The organism is Burkholderiaceae bacterium DAT-1, from assembly GCA_019084025.1.
GTDB lineage: Bacteria > Pseudomonadota > Gammaproteobacteria > Burkholderiales > Chitinimonadaceae > DAT-1.
This window is the reverse complement of sequence record JAHRBI010000001.1, coordinates 616726-633223: the sequence shown is the minus strand read 5'-3', so window position 1 is coordinate 633223 and position 16498 is coordinate 616726. Positions and strand designations below refer to the sequence as shown.

The 16498-nt window shown below is 56.6% G+C and carries 20 protein-coding genes; 16 read left to right on the top strand and 4 right to left on the bottom strand.

Annotation, left to right across the window (positions count from 1 at the left end; all coding sequences use genetic code 11):
• Positions 1 to 14 precede the first annotated feature (14 nt).
• Positions 15 to 287, bottom strand: coding sequence for an oxidative damage protection protein (locus KSF73_02935; GenBank protein MBV1774666.1), 273 nt, complete (start codon positions 285 to 287; stop codon positions 15 to 17).
• A gap of 172 nt (positions 288 to 459) precedes the next feature.
• Between KSF73_02935 and KSF73_02930 the strand changes: the two genes are divergently transcribed.
• The 5 genes from KSF73_02930 (at position 460) to KSF73_02910 (ending at position 5396) form a co-directional block, all read left to right on the top strand.
• Positions 460 to 1341 carry a hypothetical protein gene (locus KSF73_02930; GenBank protein MBV1774665.1) on the top strand — a complete coding sequence of 294 codons (882 nt, stop codon included), beginning with the start codon at positions 460 to 462 and terminating at the stop codon, positions 1339 to 1341.
• A 28-nt stretch (positions 1342 to 1369) separates the two neighbouring features.
• Positions 1370 to 1741 (top strand): diacylglycerol kinase, encoded by a 372-nt coding sequence (locus KSF73_02925; GenBank protein MBV1774664.1) that lies wholly within the window; start codon positions 1370 to 1372, stop codon positions 1739 to 1741.
• A 5-nt stretch (positions 1742 to 1746) separates the two neighbouring features.
• The gene (locus KSF73_02920; GenBank protein ID MBV1774663.1) at positions 1747 to 2688 is read left to right on the top strand and encodes an alpha/beta fold hydrolase; all 942 of its coding nucleotides are present in this window, start codon (positions 1747 to 1749) and stop codon (positions 2686 to 2688) included.
• A gap of 78 nt (positions 2689 to 2766) precedes the next feature.
• Complete coding sequence (locus KSF73_02915) at positions 2767 to 4836, top strand: FecR domain-containing protein (GenBank protein ID MBV1774662.1); 2070 nt, start codon at positions 2767 to 2769, stop codon at positions 4834 to 4836.
• Between the two features lie 53 nt (positions 4837 to 4889).
• Complete coding sequence (locus tag KSF73_02910; GenBank protein ID MBV1774661.1) at positions 4890 to 5396, top strand: hypothetical protein; 507 nt, start codon at positions 4890 to 4892, stop codon at positions 5394 to 5396.
• Positions 5397 to 5460: 64 nt separating this feature from the next.
• On the opposite strand, the gene aroG is transcribed toward KSF73_02910, so the two are convergent.
• The 3 genes from aroG to KSF73_02895 all read right to left on the bottom strand — a co-directional run bounded on the left by aroG (position 5461) and on the right by KSF73_02895 (position 7696).
• Complete coding sequence (gene aroG / locus KSF73_02905; GenBank protein ID MBV1774660.1) at positions 5461 to 6522, bottom strand: 3-deoxy-7-phosphoheptulonate synthase AroG; 1062 nt, start codon at positions 6520 to 6522, stop codon at positions 5461 to 5463.
• Positions 6523 to 6709: 187 nt separating this feature from the next.
• A complete protein-coding gene (gene dksA, locus KSF73_02900; GenBank protein ID MBV1774659.1) occupies positions 6710 to 7123 on the bottom strand; it encodes an RNA polymerase-binding protein DksA in 414 nt (137 codons plus the stop codon).
• Positions 7124 to 7375: 252 nt separating this feature from the next.
• Positions 7376 to 7696: a c-type cytochrome gene (locus KSF73_02895; protein MBV1774658.1), complete on the bottom strand. Its 321-nt coding sequence runs from the start codon at positions 7694 to 7696 to the stop codon at positions 7376 to 7378.
• Positions 7697 to 7891: 195 nt separating this feature from the next.
• Here KSF73_02895 and KSF73_02890 point away from each other — a divergent pair, with 195 nt between their 5' ends.
• From KSF73_02890 to pal, 11 genes are all read left to right on the top strand, one after another.
• Positions 7892 to 8815, top strand: coding sequence for a TonB family protein (locus KSF73_02890; GenBank protein ID MBV1774657.1), 924 nt, complete (start codon positions 7892 to 7894; stop codon positions 8813 to 8815).
• A gap of 77 nt (positions 8816 to 8892) precedes the next feature.
• On the top strand, positions 8893 to 9414 hold the full coding sequence (ruvC, locus tag KSF73_02885; protein ID MBV1774656.1) for a crossover junction endodeoxyribonuclease RuvC: 522 nt from the start codon (positions 8893 to 8895) through the stop codon (positions 9412 to 9414).
• A gap of 49 nt (positions 9415 to 9463) precedes the next feature.
• Positions 9464 to 10051, top strand: coding sequence for a Holliday junction branch migration protein RuvA (ruvA, locus tag KSF73_02880; protein MBV1774655.1), 588 nt, complete (start codon positions 9464 to 9466; stop codon positions 10049 to 10051).
• A gap of 44 nt (positions 10052 to 10095) precedes the next feature.
• Complete coding sequence (gene ruvB / locus KSF73_02875; protein MBV1774654.1) at positions 10096 to 11124, top strand: Holliday junction branch migration DNA helicase RuvB; 1029 nt, start codon at positions 10096 to 10098, stop codon at positions 11122 to 11124.
• 190 nt (positions 11125 to 11314) lie between these two features.
• Complete coding sequence (gene tolQ / locus KSF73_02870) at positions 11315 to 11923, top strand: protein TolQ (protein MBV1774653.1); 609 nt, start codon at positions 11315 to 11317, stop codon at positions 11921 to 11923.
• A complete protein-coding gene (locus KSF73_02865) occupies positions 11923 to 12813 on the top strand; it encodes a TraB/GumN family protein (GenBank protein ID MBV1774652.1) in 891 nt (296 codons plus the stop codon). Before tolQ ends, KSF73_02865 begins: the two co-directional genes overlap by 1 nt.
• A gap of 6 nt (positions 12814 to 12819) precedes the next feature.
• Entirely contained in the window at positions 12820 to 13227 is a 408-nt protein-coding gene (locus KSF73_02860; GenBank protein MBV1774651.1) for a biopolymer transporter ExbD, read from the top strand.
• The gene (tolA, locus tag KSF73_02855) at positions 13227 to 14051 is read left to right on the top strand and encodes a cell envelope integrity protein TolA (GenBank protein ID MBV1774650.1); all 825 of its coding nucleotides are present in this window, start codon (positions 13227 to 13229) and stop codon (positions 14049 to 14051) included. Before KSF73_02860 ends, tolA begins: the two co-directional genes overlap by 1 nt.
• A gap of 4 nt (positions 14052 to 14055) precedes the next feature.
• Positions 14056 to 14523, top strand: coding sequence for a TonB C-terminal domain-containing protein (locus tag KSF73_02850; protein MBV1774649.1), 468 nt, complete (start codon positions 14056 to 14058; stop codon positions 14521 to 14523).
• Entirely contained in the window at positions 14510 to 15808 is a 1299-nt protein-coding gene (tolB, locus tag KSF73_02845) for a Tol-Pal system beta propeller repeat protein TolB (protein ID MBV1774648.1), read from the top strand. The genes KSF73_02850 and tolB overlap by 14 nt, the downstream gene beginning before the upstream one ends.
• Positions 15809 to 15937: 129 nt before the next feature.
• A complete protein-coding gene (pal, locus tag KSF73_02840) occupies positions 15938 to 16456 on the top strand; it encodes a peptidoglycan-associated lipoprotein Pal (protein ID MBV1774647.1) in 519 nt (172 codons plus the stop codon).
• Positions 16457 to 16498 lie beyond the last annotated feature (42 nt).

Here is a 16498-nt window from a genome sequence, read left to right as displayed (position 1 = left end):
GCCCTTATTGCAGGTCAGGCTGATGGCGGAACGTAGCCTGCCGGCATTTCGGCGCCTTCGCCAAAGAAGTAATTTTGCATCTGCGCCTGCAAGTACTGGCGCGCACGCTGGTCAGCGAGATTCAGGCGGTTTTCATTGATGAGCATGGTCTGGTGCTTAACCCAGGCCTGCCAGGCTTCTTTGCTGACGTTTTCGTACATTTTCTTGCCCAGTTCGCCGGGCAATGGCGGGAAATCGAGACCTTCAGCCTCACGACCGAGCTTGATGCATTGAACCATACGAGTCATGGCATTGTCCTTGCTAAGATGGGCGGCACGCACAGGCGCCTGTCACTGAAATTCATGCGATTGTATCAGGTTCGCTTCAAATGCTGAGACTACTGGCAAATGCATGCGTGATGCTTACCGGTTGTCACGTGAATCGCGTACACTGCCGGCATTGTCGCACTAACCAATCCCCATGATCGACGACATTTATATTCCCAATGATTACCGAGTGAGTCATGCAGCGAACGGGTTTCGCTGGTGGCGTGAAGCCTTTGCGCTGTTTGCCCGCCAAGCAGGCTCATTCTTTCTCATCTCCATGGCCTACTGGCTGCTCTCCTTTTTCGCCGTATTGGTGTGTTCGCTCGTTCCCAATGTGATCGGCGTTCCGCTCAGGATTGTGCTGGCCGTCATGTCGCCTGTGTTTGCGGCGAGCTTTGCAATGGCTGCGGCACGTGCCGACCGGGATGATCAACTGGATATCAGCACCTTGTTTGCTGGCTGTGCATCATGGCGGCCACTCGTTCATATAGGCATGATCCAGTTTTTCCTGCAGCTATTGGCCTTGTTGATATTCGTACTGGGAACAGGTGCCCTTTTGGCCGGCGCAAATGTGGATGTAAATGCCCTGAATCAGTCATTGACGGCTGTAACGGCACAACCCGAACGCATGGCTGACATATTGCAGCAAAGTTTGGGCGAGACACTCATCGTGCAATGCATCTGGTGGGCATGTTCGGTTGCCTTGGTTACAGCGTTCGTGTTGTTTCTGCTGACGCTGGCACCCAGTCTGGTTGTACTGGGAGGCACCAAAGCCATGGATGCGGTGTGGCTGTCGGTTCGGGCTGTACTGGCAAATTGGCGTGCGTTTACCGCATATGGCCTGTTTTCATTCGCCCTAACGCTGGTGTGCATCGTGGGAATGGGGATGATCGAGGTGCTCACTGGCAGTGATCTGCTGATGATGTGTATCGCAGTGCTTGTGTTTATGGGTGGATATCCGATCGTCACCACCAGCCAGTACTGCGCATACAAGGATATCTTTGCCGATCGAGAATCAGCCATGCCACTCGACTAATAACGGCAAATTAGGAGACAGAGTCCTCATGGAGAGTCCTTTCAAGGGAAAGACAGGTATCAAGCGCATCTTCAACGCTGCAGGTTACTCCATGGATGGCTTTGTTGCCGCCTGGCGACACGAAGCAGCTTTTCGGCAGGTGGTGCTGCTAGCGCTTGTCGGCATTGCCCTCTCATGGTTTCTGGATATGCCAGCCTGGGGGCGTGGACTCATCGCACTCGTACATTTGCTGACACTGGTGGTAGAGTTACTGAATTCTGCAATTGAAGCAGCAGTGGATCATACCTCTCTGGATCGGCATGAACTTGCCAAGCGCGCCAAGGATATGGGGAGCGCTGCACAGTTTGTGAGTCTGGTATCCGTCACTGCGATCTGGTTGATTGTATTGGGGAGTCGCTGAGCGTCATGTCGTATAGCCTGTGGCTAACACTGGTGTTGCTAGGCATCTGTCTGTTGCTGGCGGGGTTGACTCGTGCGCACTGGCCGGATGCTACACTGGCACTGGCTCGTCGCATGGCTGGCATGAAACGTCATGCAACCGGGATTGATGGCCACGAAGTGGTCTACTACGAGTCGGGGCTGCATGATGCGCCGGTGGTATTGCTTTTGCACGGCTTTGGCGGTGACTCGCTTAACTGGTATCGACTCGCAAAACGCTTGCGCAAGCAATATCGACTGATCATGCCTGATCTGCCCGGATTTGGCGAAACCGGTGTTTTGCCGGGTAAATCCTATGCCATCCCCGCTCAGATCCAGCGCCTCAAGGATTTTGTAGATGTCTTGAAGCTCGGGCGATTTCATTTGGTCGGCAACTCAATGGGCGGCTATCTGGCTGCAGCATTTGCGGCCGAGTTTCCATCTAAGGTGATGTCGCTGGCGCTATTTAACGCCGCTGGCGTCGACATGCCGCGATACAGTCCCTATGTTCAAGCGGTGCTTGCGGGTGACAACCCTCTGGTGGTGCGTTCTCGCAAAGACTTCGAACGCCTGCTTGCACTGGTGGCACACCGTAAGGCGTGGATGCCGGGATATCTCAAAGAATTCTACGCGCGTGAGCGTGCGGCCAGCGCGGATGAGCAGGAAGCCATTTTTAAGGAATCCTTCATGCAGCCGATGATGCTGAAGGATAAATTACCGCATGTGGTTGCACCTACCCTGATTCTCTGGGGAGATGATGACCGCATTCTCGACATCTCCAGTATCCAGCCATTCCGCGAAGGGTTACCGCACGCGGAAATCGCAGTGCTCCCCGCCTGTGGCCACCTACCCATGCTGGAAAAGCCCGCCGAAACCGCCCGGGTGTGGCAGTCATTCATAGATCGTGTTGATACACTGACGACGCCCTGATGTTGTTCATGTCCGGTTCATCCCATTGAGCGCCAAATGTGGGCACAGCGGCGTATCGCGTCCGCCATGGAGGAAGACATGAAAACCAGACTCAGCCCATCCCGATTCACAGTGCTCTTTGCGACTGTTGTGTTGGGGGTAACGATAAGCAGCGTGTCCGCTCATGCAGAAGACGATCCTCCCACCCGGATTGCACGCCTGCGCATGATTTCAGGCAACGCCAGCTTTGCTCCGGCAGGAACGGACGATTGGGAATGGGCGTATGTCAACCGACCGCTTATCGCGGGTGACCGCTTATGGATTGATACCGGAGGACGAGCCTCGCTGCAGTTGGGGGCGACCACACTGTTTACCGGATCTCGGACAAATTTGGTGCTGAAAACGCTGGATGAGTCGCATCAGCGGTACTCAATGGTGCAGGGGACGCTGGAGCTCAAAGTTCGCCCGGGTGAAGACGATGACATTGAAGTCGACACACCGAATCTGCAATTGACCATTCGTGAACCCGGTCGTTACCGTATCGATGTTAATCCGCAGGATCATACCAGTAGCGTCACTGTATTTGACGGCTCTGCGACTGCATCAGGGCTTGATGGCAGTCGCCAGGAAATGTGGCAAAGACAGCAAGTGCGCTTCGGTGGTACCAATTTGTCGGTAGGTTTCTCGGGATATCCGGCCAGCAATGACGGCTTTCAGGAGTGGGTGGATAGCACGATTGCCGCTGACCAGCGTCAGCTGACCACGGTTGAGCGATACATGCCGACAGGGGTGGTCGGATTTGAAGATCTGGCGGGGCAGGGATCATGGGAGCAGGATGCTGAGTTTGGCTCCGTTTGGGTGCCGCGCGTGACGGTGAGCAACTGGGCGCCATATCGTTTCGGACGCTGGGTGTGGGTGGCGCCATGGGGATGGACATGGTGTGATGATGCTGCCTGGGGGTTTGCCCCGTTTCACTATGGCCGGTGGGTGCATGTTCGTCATCACTGGGCGTGGGTGCCCGGGCCGCGCGAGGTGCGTGCCGTTTATGCGCCAGCATTGGTAGCCTTTGTGGGGGGCGGCATCACGATCAAAAGTAGTCGCCCGGTTGCTTGGGTGCCACTGGCACCCCGAGAACACTATCGGCCTTGGTTCTATGCCAGCGAGAAATATGTATATCGGATGAACAGCCAGTTTGGCGAACACGTGGTACGCGATGGCGTCTTTCGGAATATCGGAGTACACGGTGCCATTAGTGCCGTGGAGGGAGACCATTTCCTGCATGGAAGGCCGGTCAATCACGGTTTGATCAATGTCGGTCGCGAACGCTTTGGCGATGTAAGAGTGGTTGATCCCCTTCCGAGATCGAACGAACGCGAACGTGATCATCGTCCCTGGGATGGACGAAAAGTGCCTGTGCCAGAACAATCGTCCAGCCCGTGGCAGGATATGCGCAGAATCATTGTCAATCCGACACCGGGCAAACCTGAAAGCCCTGACGGAGATAGACGGGATGAGCGGAATCGAGGACGTGATCCGCAGCCGCCGGTTGGTTCCGTGACCGGCCCATCCCCGACCCCTCCCGATCGAAAGTCTGAGCCATTGCCAAACGATGGTCGAGGCCCGTGGTCTGATATGCGTAGAGTGATCCAGCCTGCGCAGCTTCCCCCTCAGGAGAGCCGCGGACAGGACATCGTGCGTCCGATACAGGAGCCGCAACGACCACCCGCACCGAATCAAGATCGCCGGGCGGACGTACCCCAGCAGGAGCGTTCACCCTGGTCGGATATGCGCCGCGTGACGGTTCCGGCGCAACGCCCGGATGAGGGGGGTGGTAACGGTGCCGCGCCGCGCATGGACCCGCCGGCGATGCGCGAGAGTCATCGTCCCGACGGGGGCAGTGAGCGTTCGCAAAGTCAGGATAATCGTGATCGGCCTTCCGGTGGATTTGGTGCGCTCAGACAGGTGTTGCAGCAGAGCCGTCCAGAGGACGCACCACGCAGTCAGCCTGCATCGCAACCGCCTGCACCATCACGCCCCGCATTTGACATGCCGCGTCCGCAGCCTCAAGCTCAGGCACCGCAACCCCAGTCTCAGCCGCAACCCCAGCAGAGTCGTCCGCAGCGCGATGAGGGGCGACGTGACAAGGACAAGGATCAGGAGCGCCGTTAGTACGAGGAAGCATATGGCCAGATCCGGAAACTAAACTGCCTGAGGAGTCTTGAGTGGCAACGCAATTGCATCTGGTGTGTGTGCCGGATGATTTGAGTGGAGAAAGCAATCTGGTTCGCTGGCATGCAATATGCGGGCAGGTGCTGACAAGTGACGATCCGCTGGTCGATATCATGACGCCAGAAGGGTTGCAGACAATTCATGCCCCCATCGCCGGGGTGCTAACCGAGCAGTGTTACCGCCCTGGAGATTCGCTTCTGGCGAGTGATTTGCTGGCGATGCTGGAAGGGGAGTCCGATGTCCCCACCTTTTCTCTGGTGGATGGGCAGATCATGGCGGTAGAGGATTCCCCGTTTTCGGTGCCTGCTTGCAGGCTAGGGGAGCCCGGCGAGGATGCCTGCACGACGCGTCCCGAGGTCGTCATCCTACTGTCCCGTCTAGGCCTGAGTGCATCGGAAGTGCAGCAAGCGATGGCGGTGCAGGCGCTGACGGAGGAATGCGTATTTGCCTATGTACGCGAATCGCTGCGCACCTTGGAGATGATACGCAGACTCGTGTGAGGGTGTGGGGTGGAAATACAAAAGCGGGCTGAAAACTCAGCCCGCCTTCACCAGTTGTACGCGCTTAACGGTGATGCTGTCGGCGCTTCGAGACAGCATCCGCCAGTTTGCGCAACACGATTTCCGTGTCTTCCCAACCGATGCACGCATCGGTAATGCTCTGCGCGTAATTCAGCGGAACGCCTGGCTTCAGATCCTGGCGACCTTCGTTCAGATGGCTTTCCACCATCACGCCAAAGATATGCTGGCTACCGGCAGCAAGCTGGGCGCAGACATCGTCCGTCACATCCATCTGCTTCTTGTAATCCTTGCTGCTATTGGCGTGACTGAAATCGACCATCAGTTTTTCCGGCAAGCCAGCTGCCGCCAGATCCTTGACCGCAGCTTCGACATGTTCTGCAGAATAGTTGGGCGTCTTGCCGCCGCGCAGAATCACGTGGCAATCGGTATTGCCGCCCGTGGCGACAATGGCGGAATGGCCAAACTTGGTCACAGAGAGGAAATGATGCGGGACGCTGGCTGCGCGAATCGCATCAATCGCAATCCGCAGATTACCATCGGTGCCATTCTTGAATCCAACCGGGCATGAAAGACCGGAAGCCAGCTCGCGGTGGACCTGTGATTCTGTGGTTCGTGCGCCGATTGCTCCCCAGGCGATCAGATCCGCGATGTATTGCGGCGTGATCATGTCGAGGAATTCGGTGGCGGCAGGCAGGCCAAGGTCATTCAGGTCAAGCAGCAGCTTGCGCGCTTTGCGCAGACCATTGTTAATGTCGAAGCTACCATCGAGGTGAGGGTCGTTGATCAGGCCCTTCCAGCCCACGGTTGTTCTCGGCTTTTCGAAATAGACGCGCATGACCACGATAAGGTCGCGCGCCAACTCGACATGGAGCGCCCGCAGACGTCGTCCATATTCAAGTGCAGCCTCGCTGTCATGGATGGAACAGGGGCCGATCACGACCAGCAGACGATCGTCTTCGCCAGTCAGGATGCGATGAATGCCCTGACGGGCTTCAAACGTGGTGGTGGTGGCCTGTTCGGTGACCGGGAACTTTTCCAGCGCGGCAATGGGCGGAAGGAGTTCCTTGATTTCGCGGATACGGACGTCGTCGGTCTGGAACAGCATGATGCACACACTCCTGAGTCGGGTTGACTAGGTTAACGGCACATTTGCTGCAGTGCAAATAGCAATCGTCGATAAGCATCATCGCATGATTGTATGAGAAGGCAAGAGGATGCACCCGGCAGTGATCCGCCGGGGTATTGAAGTGCCCGTCATTGCAGGCACTGCGAGATGGATTAAGCGGTGGCGCTTAGTCTGCGTACTGGCGCTTCAGGCGCTCGCGACGCTCCTGTGCCTCAATTGACAGAGAGGCAGTTGGGCGGGCGAGTAGACGTGCAAGACCAATCGGCTCGCCAGTATCTTCGCAGTAACCATACGACTCATCATCGATCTTACGCAGGGTCGAGTCGATTTTCATGATGAGTTTGCGCTCACGATCACGCGTGCGCAGCTCAAGAGCATATTCCTCTTCGAGGGTGGCACGGTCTGCCGGATCGGGCGTTGCTTCCTGCTCAGCGAGATGCTGGCTTGTTGCCGTTGCGTTGTTCAGCAGCTCGGCCTTCATGTCCAGAAGACGCTGGCGGAAAAATGCCAGATGGTCTTCGTTCATGTAGTCGTCGCCTTGCCAGTTCAGGATGTCTTCTTCAGTGAGTTTCTTTGCCATGATCTTGCTTCTCTGCGCTGGTTGACGAGTGCGCCCGGCACGAAGTCGGGCACGCCCGCGAGTCCGGTCAGGATGTTGTGATGCTGCAACATCGCAGCCTGACCATTGCACGACTGAGACTCTCGGTCGGGGCGGGAGCTTAACGGAGGCAAGCCCCCAAATGCAACCGGAATGCATATGACATTTTGCGCCTTTGTACGATCGCAAACACGACCGTCAGGCAGCAAAGGGTGTACGAATGCTGGTGCGGCCTTACTTTTGGCTCAACACCCAGCGGATAATGATCCGTAAATCATTGTCCTTAATCTGTTGCGCCGGCATCTTGATCATCGAGCCCCAGTTACCACCGGTACCTGTTTTGACCTTATGCATCAAATCCTTTTCAACTTCGTCACGATTCTGGTCGCGATAGCGGATCGCCACGTCGCGAAATGCCGGCCCGACGATTCGCTGTTCTACCGAATGACACCCCATGCAGTTGTACTTGGCAGCTACGGCCTGGCCATCTTTTTCCGAGGCGTGCAGTGACAGCGAAGCGGTTGCGATCAGTAGGAGGGCGGCGAGGTGTTTCATGAGCGATTTCCTTTGCGGGCAACGCAGGGCAGACTTTTACACTAGCTGACCTGACAAGCAGAGTGCATGCGGGCGGTAATGGTAAAGGCTGGTGCAGCTTTTGTACAACGAAGTTGATCAGGCAATGTATGCGGCTGTGCTACACTGCGGCGCAAGGTGCCTTGGCATGTACAAAAGTAATCTGGAAAATTGCACTTGACCAACCTGACTGATATTCCTCTAGACGCGGGTATTCGCGACAGAGCGGCCGAACGTCGCTTTCTGACCATTGTGGTTGCATCCGTGCTGGCGCATGTGCTGGTGATTGTGGGGGTGCGTTTTGCGCCACCCGAACTGAATACATTGTTCAACTCCATTCCACTGGAAGTGGTGCTGGTGAATGCCTCAACCAAGCATCCTACCAATCAGCCCAAGGTGCTCGCTCAAGCTAATCTGGATGGTGGCGGTAATACCGATGAGGCGAATCGACGACTGTCCTCGCCCCTTCCGCCTGAACAGGTTGAAAGTGTGAGTGATCGTCTGTCACGCGCGAGTCAACGTCAGGCAGAACTAGAGGCGAAGCAGCAGCAATTATTGAATCAGCTCGATAGTAATTTTCAAGCTGTACAGCAGCAGGTGAAGCAGGAAAAAAAGGAAGTCCGCGAGCAGAAGAAAACGGACAGCCAGGATGAAGAAAATCGCGAGATCGCCCGCTTGCTCGCCGAAATCAAGCAGCAGACCGATGCCTACCAGTCCAAGCCGCGCATGGCTTTTCTGGCGGCTAACGCGCGCAACAAGGTCGAAGCCAAATACCTGGATGAATGGCGCGTACAGGTCGAACGCATCGGTAACGCCCATTTCCCTATGGATGCGCGTGGCAAAAAGCTGTTTGGCCGCCTGATTGTTGAAGTGCAGATCAAGGCCGACGGGACGCTTGCTGCATTTCGTGTAGATACGGGTTCGGGCAACCGCGACCTCGATAAGGCAGCTGAAAAGATTGCCCGACTTGCTGCGCCATTCAAGCAACTTCCTTCCACCATTGTCGATATGAATGGCAAACCTGCCGATATTCTGTCGATCACCCGCACCTGGACGTTCTCTAACGGTAACGGCGAGTTCAAGGACTCGGCCGGTCGCTGAAACAAAATCTGACGGGTTGCAGCGGCATTGCTAAACTGTCGCTTTCGAACGATCGTACACCAGACAGCATGACCCCTTTGCGGCTGCTCGGCATAGATCCGGGCTTGCGTTCTACCGGTTTTGGCGTGATTGACGTGCTGGGCAACCAGCGTGTTTATGTGGCCAGCGGCTGTATCAAAAGTGGAGAGGGCACGCTTCCGGAGCGGCTCAAAGTGCTGGTGCAGGGCGTGCGCGAAGTGTGTGCGCACTATCAGCCGCATCAGGCGGCGGTCGAGCAGGTGTTTGTGAACGTCAATCCGCAATCAACCCTGCTGCTCGGACAGGCGCGCGGGGCTGCCATTGCTGCGCTGACACTGACGGATCTGACTGTCGCCGAATATACCGCACTGCAAGTCAAGCAGGCTGTGGTGGGGAATGGTCATGCAAACAAGGATCAGGTCAGTCTGATGGTGCAGCATCTGCTCAAGCTGGATGGCGTACCGCAGGCTGACGCAGCAGATGCGCTGGCTGTGGCGCTGTGTCATGCCGCCTTTGCAACGGGCGCGACAGCCAGACTGGCGCTACGCAGCAAGCGAGGCCGCTGGGTGTTGCCGCCATAGGCCTGTACGAACTGTTGAGTCAAACACACACAATTCATGAGGGATCGCCGTGATTTCCAGACTGTCCGGCAAGCTGGTTGAGAAATTGCCACCGCATATCGTGGTGGATGTGGGGGGCGTGGGCTACGAGCTGGATGTGCCCATGAGCACCTTGTATGTTCTGCCGCAATTGGGCGAAGCGGTGATGCTGCATGTGCATCAGGTGGTGCGTGAAGATGCGCATCTGCTGTTTGGCTTTGCTACACGAGCCGAGCGCGATGCGTTCCGTGTGTTGATCAAAGTAACAGGCATTGGTCCCAAGATTGCGCTGGCAGTGCTATCCGGCATGACAGGCGAAGAGCTTGCCCAGACGGTTGAGCGTGAGGATGCGGCACGATTGTCACGTGTGCCCGGTATCGGCAAGAAAACAGCCGAGCGCCTGATTCTGGAGTTGCGCGGCAAGTTGCCGGGTACCAGCTTCATGGGTGTGCAGCAAGCTGTATCCGCCATGCCGGCGCGGCCGCATGATGACGTGGTCAATGCGTTGATGGCGCTGGGTTATTCCGAGAAGGAAGCCGTCGCAGCGGTGAAAACACTGCCGCCAGACGCAAGTGTCAATGATGGTATTCGTCTGGCGCTAAAGGGTCTTGTGCGCTGATGGCGCGTGCAATGATAGAGCGTGGTCCGGCAGGAGAATAAGGCATGATCCAGACAGATCAGTTGGGTAAAGGGCAGGAGCGCATCATTGCGCCGGTTCAGCAATCCCGTCAGGAGGATGCGCTGGAGCGCGCGCTGCGTCCGAAATTGCTCGATGAATATGTCGGGCAGGAAAAGGCACGCGGACAGCTGTCCATTTTTATCGAAGCGGCGCGCAAACGGAAGGAAGCGCTGGATCATGTGCTGCTGTTTGGCCCGCCGGGTCTGGGGAAAACCACACTGGCCAATATTGTCGCCCGTGAACTGGGTGTAAACATGCGCCAGACCTCCGGGCCGGTACTGGAACGCGCAGGTGATCTGGCGGCCATGCTAACCAACCTCGAACCCAACGATGTGCTGTTTATCGACGAAATCCATCGTCTCTCGCCCGTGGTGGAGGAAATCCTGTATCCGGCGATGGAAGATTATCAACTCGACATCATGATTGGCGAAGGCCCCGGTGCGCGTTCGGTGAAGCTGGATTTGCCGCCGTTTACGCTGGTGGGTGCAACCACGCGTGCAGGCATGCTGACCAATCCGCTGCGTGATCGCTTCGGCATCGTGGCACGTCTTGAGTTTTACACTTCCGAGGAACTGACCCGCATCGTCAATCGGTCGGCGCAGTTGCTTGGCATGGAAATCGATCCTGCCGGTGCATTTGAGGTGGCGCGCCGCTCACGTGGTACGCCGCGTATTGCCAATCGCCTGCTGCGTCGGGTGCGGGATTACGCCGAAGTCCGCCATGATGGCACTGTGACGCGTGAAGTGGCAGATGCTGCCTTGTCGATGCTCGATGTGGATCATGCCGGGCTGGATGTGATGGACAGAAAGCTGCTGTCGGCGGTGATCGAAAAGTTTGCCGGTGGGCCGGTCGGACTCGACAATGTGGCGGCTGCTATCGGCGAATCCAGCGATACCATCGAAGATGTGCTGGAACCTTACCTCATTCAACAGGGTCTGCTGCAGCGCACGCCGCGCGGCCGGATGGCAACGCAGCTTGCATACCAGCATTTTGGTTTGCCACTGTCGGAGTGATGTCGAAGTGCTCTGAAATGCAAATCGACGTGAAGATGCTGTTATCTTCTGTTTCCACGCGTCATAATGCGCGGCAAAATGCATTTTTCCCTATGGCCGGCGAAAAGGAAGTAAATTGGACGCCCATGTTTCAGCCAATCTCGACATAATTAGCCTGATTACCAACGCCAGTGTGCTGGTGCAACTGGTGATGACCGTGTTGCTCGCGCTCTCGGTTATCTCTTGGTGGCATATTTTCTCCAAATGGTTTGGCATGCGGCATGCGCGCAAACGCACTGAAGCCTTCGAAACGGCCTTCTGGGGTGGTGCTGATCTGAATGTCCTCTACAAAAATGTCTCGCAGGACACCGGTGCGGTGGCCATGGAGAAAATTTTCGAAGCGGGATTCAATGAATTTGTGAAGTTGCGCCGTCAGGGCGGCGGGGATATTACGCTGTGGATGGAGGGTACCCGTCGCGCCATGCGCGCTGCGTTCCAGCGTGAAGTCGACAAGCTGGATGCGCACACATCGTTTCTGGCGTCGGTGGGTTCCGTATCGCCGTATGTCGGCCTCTTTGGAACGGTGTGGGGGATCATGAATGCCTTCCGTGGTCTGGCCAATGTGGGGCAGGCGACGCTGGCGCATGTGGCGCCGGGCATTGCAGAAGCGCTAGTCGCAACGGCGATTGGCCTGTTCGCAGCGATTCCGGCCACTATTGCCTATAACCATTTCGCCCACGAAGTAGACAAACTGGCCAATCGCTTCGAGAGTTTCATGGAAGAATTCTCCAACATTCTGCAACGCCAGAGCATCAAGTAATGATGATTCTGCCCGCATCTCGTGTGCTGCGCGCCTGGATTGCATTGTGTCTGCTGGCGCTGGTGGCGTGTTCCACGCAGGCCGGTAGCCTGTTCTGGAAGGCCGAGAAGAACGGGCAGGTTGTATGGTTGCTAGGATCGGTTCATGTCGGTTCGACTGCGTTTTATCCGTTGCCACCAGCAGTTGAGAAGGCATTCGCTGCCTCCAAGTCGCTCATGGTTGAGGCGGATGTCAGCAGTCCTGCTGCGCAAAAGCAGCTGACGCAGTTTATTCGTTTGCCGAAGGGTCAATCCCTTGATTCTGTGCTGGGACAGGATCTTGCCAAGCGCTTGCTGATACGGGTGAATGACCCGCAATTGTCCGATGCGGTCTTGCGCACATTTCAGCCCTGGTTTTTATGTACCGCAATCGAAATGCAGATTGCCGCCAAGCTGGGGTACGACCCCGAGCAGGGAATTGACCTTCACTATCTCAAGATGGCTCGCGAACAGCGCAAGCCGGTAGTCGAGCTGGAGTCAGTTGCAGCACAAGGCAGGATGTTGAGCGGACTGACGCAGGCAGAAACGCGCCATTTCGTCAGCGAAACCCTGTCGCAACTGGAAGATCAGTCCGCTGCGCGCCAGTTTGCAGACTTGGTGGATGCCTGGCGCCAGGGAGACGAGCTTGCGATGGATCGGCTACTGCGTGAATCGTTCGATGATTCTGCCTTGTCTCGTGCGCTGATGGGCAAGATTCTGTACGGCCGTAATCCTGGCATGGCGCGAGGTATCGCTGCTCAGTCCAGGCAACAAAGCCCGATCATGGTGGTCGTGGGTGCCGGGCATCTGGTGGGGCAGGGATCAGTGATCCAGCTTCTTAAACAGGACGGTTTTACCGTCAGCAAGTGGTAGGTTGATATGCGACGTCGTCCTCGCAGAGCAATGGCGCACATGAATGTGGTGCCCTATATCGATGTGATGCTGGTGCTGCTGGTCATCTTCATGGTGGCCGCGCCGATGCTGCAGCCGGGGTTGGTCAATCTCCCCAATGTGTCGCACGCCGACAAGCAGATTTCCGCCAAGCCGCTCTATGTCAGCATCGCCAAGAACGAAACGATTCGTATCATGGATGGTGATTACAAGGATGTAGTGGCGGACGACAAGGAAATGCTCAATCTGGTGAAAAGCCGGGTGGGCGCTGAACAGCGTCCGGTTGTGGTGGCCGGAGATCGCGATGTGCGCTATGCCGTGGTGATGAATGTGATGAGCGTCCTCAAGGAGGGCGGTGTGGAGCGGGTAGGTCTCGCGGTTGAGCCGAAGAAATAATGAACCCCTACGAGCATCGTCGACTTTCCCTTGCATTGGCCGTGATCGTACACGGGCTGATCGCGGCATTTGTCGCGTTCGGTGTGCAGTGGCATACCGAAACTGCCGCGCCGATGCAGGTTGAACTGTGGCAAGGCATTCAGGAAGGTGGCCCGGTGGCACCACCACCGGCAGAGCCGTCGCCGCCGGCTATTCCAACGCCCACGCCCCAGGTTGATTTGCCACCGCCATCGCCGTTGCAAACGCCTGAAATCGTCATTGAAAAGGCCAAGCCGGTAGCCAAGCCCAAGGTTGAGGCGCCGCATCCAAAGCAGGAAAAATCGGATAAGCAGGCACAGCAGAAGGCACCTACAGCGGCCGAGAAAAAGGCTGAGCTGAACAAGGCGCTGGATGCACTTGCCCAGAAATATGGCAGTAAAGCCGGTCCGGGCAAGAAGGCCAGTGATACCGCAGGCAAGCTGACCACCACACCGGTCGATACAACGGGATCGCTGGCTGGATTGGCGGCACGTCAGCAAGCGGCAGAAGCGCGAGCCAAGGGCGGGGTGGAGGATGCCTACAAGCTGGCCATCCGTAATAAAATCCGTCGGAACATGAATTATCCGGATGACAGCGTGACCAATCCGGAAGTGGTGTATCGCGTCACCTTGCTACCTGATATGACCATTTTGGATATCGTGCTGGTGAAGTCGAGTGGAATTGCTGCGTTTGATGAAGCGGTGAAACGTGCAATCCAGCGAACCAGCGAGTACCCACCCTTGCCAGCAGGGCTGAATTTCAGCGACTGGCGAAGTAATAATCTGAAGTATCGTTTGCGGGATTGATGAGATGAATTGGCGGGTGTGTGTCCTGGCTGTGGTTGTTGGCCTGGGTGGATGTGCGATGTTTCAGCCGGAGCCTGTGCCGACACCTGCGCCGCTGGTTCCGCGTGAACCTGAGCCGGAAACCATCGTGCAGGCACTTGAGCCAGAGACCCCGCCACCCGTGATGATTCCGGTGGATCCCAGGCTGGCACTGTCGCGCTATGTTGCGACGGTACAGCGACTGATTCGCTCGCAAATGCAATTCAAGGGTGCGGCGAAGGGTAATCCGGAAGTGCTCATTGAGGTAAAGTTGAAGAAAACCCTGCGACTGGCTGGCGTGAGAGTGGTAAAGTCGAGCGGGAACAACGCGTTTGACGATGCAGTAAAGCGGGCAGTTCAGAAAGCGGGGCGCTATCCGGTGCTGCCCGCCGGTGTAGAATTTGCCCAGATCCAGACCCATAAGATCCGATACAGACTCCATGAAACTGTTTGATGCGTTCAAGGTTGTGTTGCTTGGTTTGCTGTGTGCCAGTTCGCTGGCACGTGCGGACATCACGATTGAGATCACTGGCCCCGGTGCAGGTACCTTGCCGATTGCGGTCGCGCCGCTGGGTAATGAGGAGTTGCTGAAAGAGCCAGTCAGCCAGATTATCCGTGACGATCTGCAGCGTTCCGGCCGTTTCAAACTGATTAATGCTGCCGACGCACTGCCTGATGGCGCCCCGGCAGACTGGGCGCAGTGGAAAAACAAGGGCGCAGACAGTCTCGCGCTGGGCGTGGTGAAGGCGGATGCATCCGGCATCCCTATCCTGCGTTTCCGTTTGTACGATACCTTGGGCAAAAAGATGCTGGCGGGCGTCGAAATGCGCGTGCGCCCGGGTGAGGCGCGCCGTGCAGCACACCAGCTGGCCGATCTGATTTACCAGACGCTGACGGGTGATCCGGGCGTATTCAATAGCAAGATTGCGTATGTGAGCAAGCGCGGTAGCCGCTATTCGCTGGAAGTGGCGGATGCCGATGGCTTTGGCGCACAAACGGTCATGGCGTCCAATCAGCCGATCATGTCGATTACGTGGGCACCCGATGGTCGCCGCATGGCCTATGTATCGTTCGAGCGTGATAAGGCCACGGTCTGGGTGCAGGATGTGTTCAGTGGTTCGCGTCGCGAAGTGGCCAAGTTCAAGGGAAATAACAGTGCTCCGGCTTTCTCGGCAGACGGTAAGCACCTTGCAGTTGCACTGTCACTGGACGGGCATATGCAAATCTATATGATTCCGGCAGACGGAGGCTCACCGCGCAAGGTGACGTCGAGTATTGATATCGATACCGAACCGAATTTCTCGCCTGATGGCAAGTGGATGGCGTTTACCTCCAATCGTGGTGGGAGCCCGCAAGTCTATTTGATGCCTGCGGGCGGCGGTGAAGCCACGCGTCTCACGTTTGAGGGAAGCTACAGCGTCTCGCCGAAATTTTCCCCAGATAGCAAGACGATTGCGTTCATGCGTCGCGAAAACGGCCAGTTCCATATCTCGACGATTGATGTGGAAACCCGTCAGAGTCTGACACTGACCGGTGGCGATCTGGATGAATCGCCGACTTTTGCACCAAACGGCCGCACCATTCTCTATAACACCAAGAATGGTAGCCGAGGGGTACTGTCTACTGTTTCGAGCGATGGCCTCGTTCGCCAGCGTCTGAGTAGTGCCACTGATGTGGTAGAAGCTGCGTGGGGCCCGATGAATGCGCCTTTGCCAGCCATTCAGCTGATCGGACAGTAGTTTTTACAAAATTGCATTTGCAGCAAACTACTGATTTACGTTAAAAAGCAGGGTGTTGCAGAATAATATGCAGTAAGTGCAGAATAGTGCATTTATTGGCCTGTTTAACCTCTTTGGAGAGTGAGTATTATGAAGAAAGCACTGTGGGTATTGCCCGCGCTGGCACTGATGGCAGGTTGTGCAACCACCAAGACACCGGAACCGGCTCCGGCACCCGCTCCGGCACCTGCGCCTGCTCCGGTCGTTGCACCTGCACCTGCTCCGGCTCCGGCACCTGTGGTGGTTGATCCGATCAACGATCCGAACAGCCCGCTGTACAAGGACAAGGCCAAGGTTTACTTCGATTTCGACAAGTACGATATCAAGGCTGAGTACCAAGGTCTGGTGCAAGCGCATGGCGAATACGAAGCCAAGAACGCAAGCAAGTCTGTTCGCGTAGAAGGTAATGCCGACGAGCGCGGCAGCCGCGAGTACAATCTGGCGCTGGGTCAGAAGCGTGCTGAAGCTGTGAAGAAGGGCCTGATCTCCGCTGGTGCGACTGAAGCACAAGTGGAAGCTGTGTCCAACGGTAAGGAAAAGCCTGCCGCTGAAGGCCATGACGAAGCTGCATGGTCGCAAAACCGTCGTGCAGACATCATCTACCGCTAAGCGCGCATAGGTGACGGCTGTAAACCGGTAACGATGACGGGC

What these genes read in the sequence shown, in the direction of transcription:
- KSF73_02935 (MBV1774666.1), bottom strand. Translation starts at nt 287, where the DNA reads ATGACTCGTATGGTTCAATGCATCAAGCTCGGTCGTGAGGCTGAAGGT.
- dksA (MBV1774659.1), bottom strand. Translation starts at nt 7,123, where the DNA reads ATGGCAAAGAAACTCACTGAAGAAGACATCCTGAACTGGCAAGGCGAC.
- aroG (MBV1774660.1), bottom strand. Translation starts at nt 6,522, where the DNA reads ATGCTGTTCCAGACCGACGACGTCCGTATCCGCGAAATCAAGGAACTC.
- KSF73_02920 (MBV1774663.1), top strand. Translation starts at nt 1,747, where the DNA reads ATGTCGTATAGCCTGTGGCTAACACTGGTGTTGCTAGGCATCTGTCTG.
- ruvB (MBV1774654.1), top strand. Translation starts at nt 10,096, where the DNA reads ATGATCCAGACAGATCAGTTGGGTAAAGGGCAGGAGCGCATCATTGCG.
- KSF73_02925 (MBV1774664.1), top strand. Translation starts at nt 1,370, where the DNA reads ATGGAGAGTCCTTTCAAGGGAAAGACAGGTATCAAGCGCATCTTCAAC.
- pal (MBV1774647.1), top strand. Translation starts at nt 15,938, where the DNA reads ATGAAGAAAGCACTGTGGGTATTGCCCGCGCTGGCACTGATGGCAGGT.
- KSF73_02865 (MBV1774652.1), top strand. Translation starts at nt 11,923, where the DNA reads ATGATGATTCTGCCCGCATCTCGTGTGCTGCGCGCCTGGATTGCATTG.
- tolB (MBV1774648.1), top strand. Translation starts at nt 14,510, where the DNA reads ATGAAACTGTTTGATGCGTTCAAGGTTGTGTTGCTTGGTTTGCTGTGT.
- KSF73_02915 (MBV1774662.1), top strand. Translation starts at nt 2,767, where the DNA reads ATGAAAACCAGACTCAGCCCATCCCGATTCACAGTGCTCTTTGCGACT.
- KSF73_02930 (MBV1774665.1), top strand. Translation starts at nt 460, where the DNA reads ATGATCGACGACATTTATATTCCCAATGATTACCGAGTGAGTCATGCA.
- tolQ (MBV1774653.1), top strand. Translation starts at nt 11,315, where the DNA reads ATGACCGTGTTGCTCGCGCTCTCGGTTATCTCTTGGTGGCATATTTTC.
- tolA (MBV1774650.1), top strand. Translation starts at nt 13,227, where the DNA reads ATGAACCCCTACGAGCATCGTCGACTTTCCCTTGCATTGGCCGTGATC.
- KSF73_02895 (MBV1774658.1), bottom strand. Translation starts at nt 7,696, where the DNA reads ATGAAACACCTCGCCGCCCTCCTACTGATCGCAACCGCTTCGCTGTCA.
- KSF73_02860 (MBV1774651.1), top strand. Translation starts at nt 12,820, where the DNA reads ATGCGACGTCGTCCTCGCAGAGCAATGGCGCACATGAATGTGGTGCCC.
- KSF73_02850 (MBV1774649.1), top strand. Translation starts at nt 14,056, where the DNA reads ATGAATTGGCGGGTGTGTGTCCTGGCTGTGGTTGTTGGCCTGGGTGGA.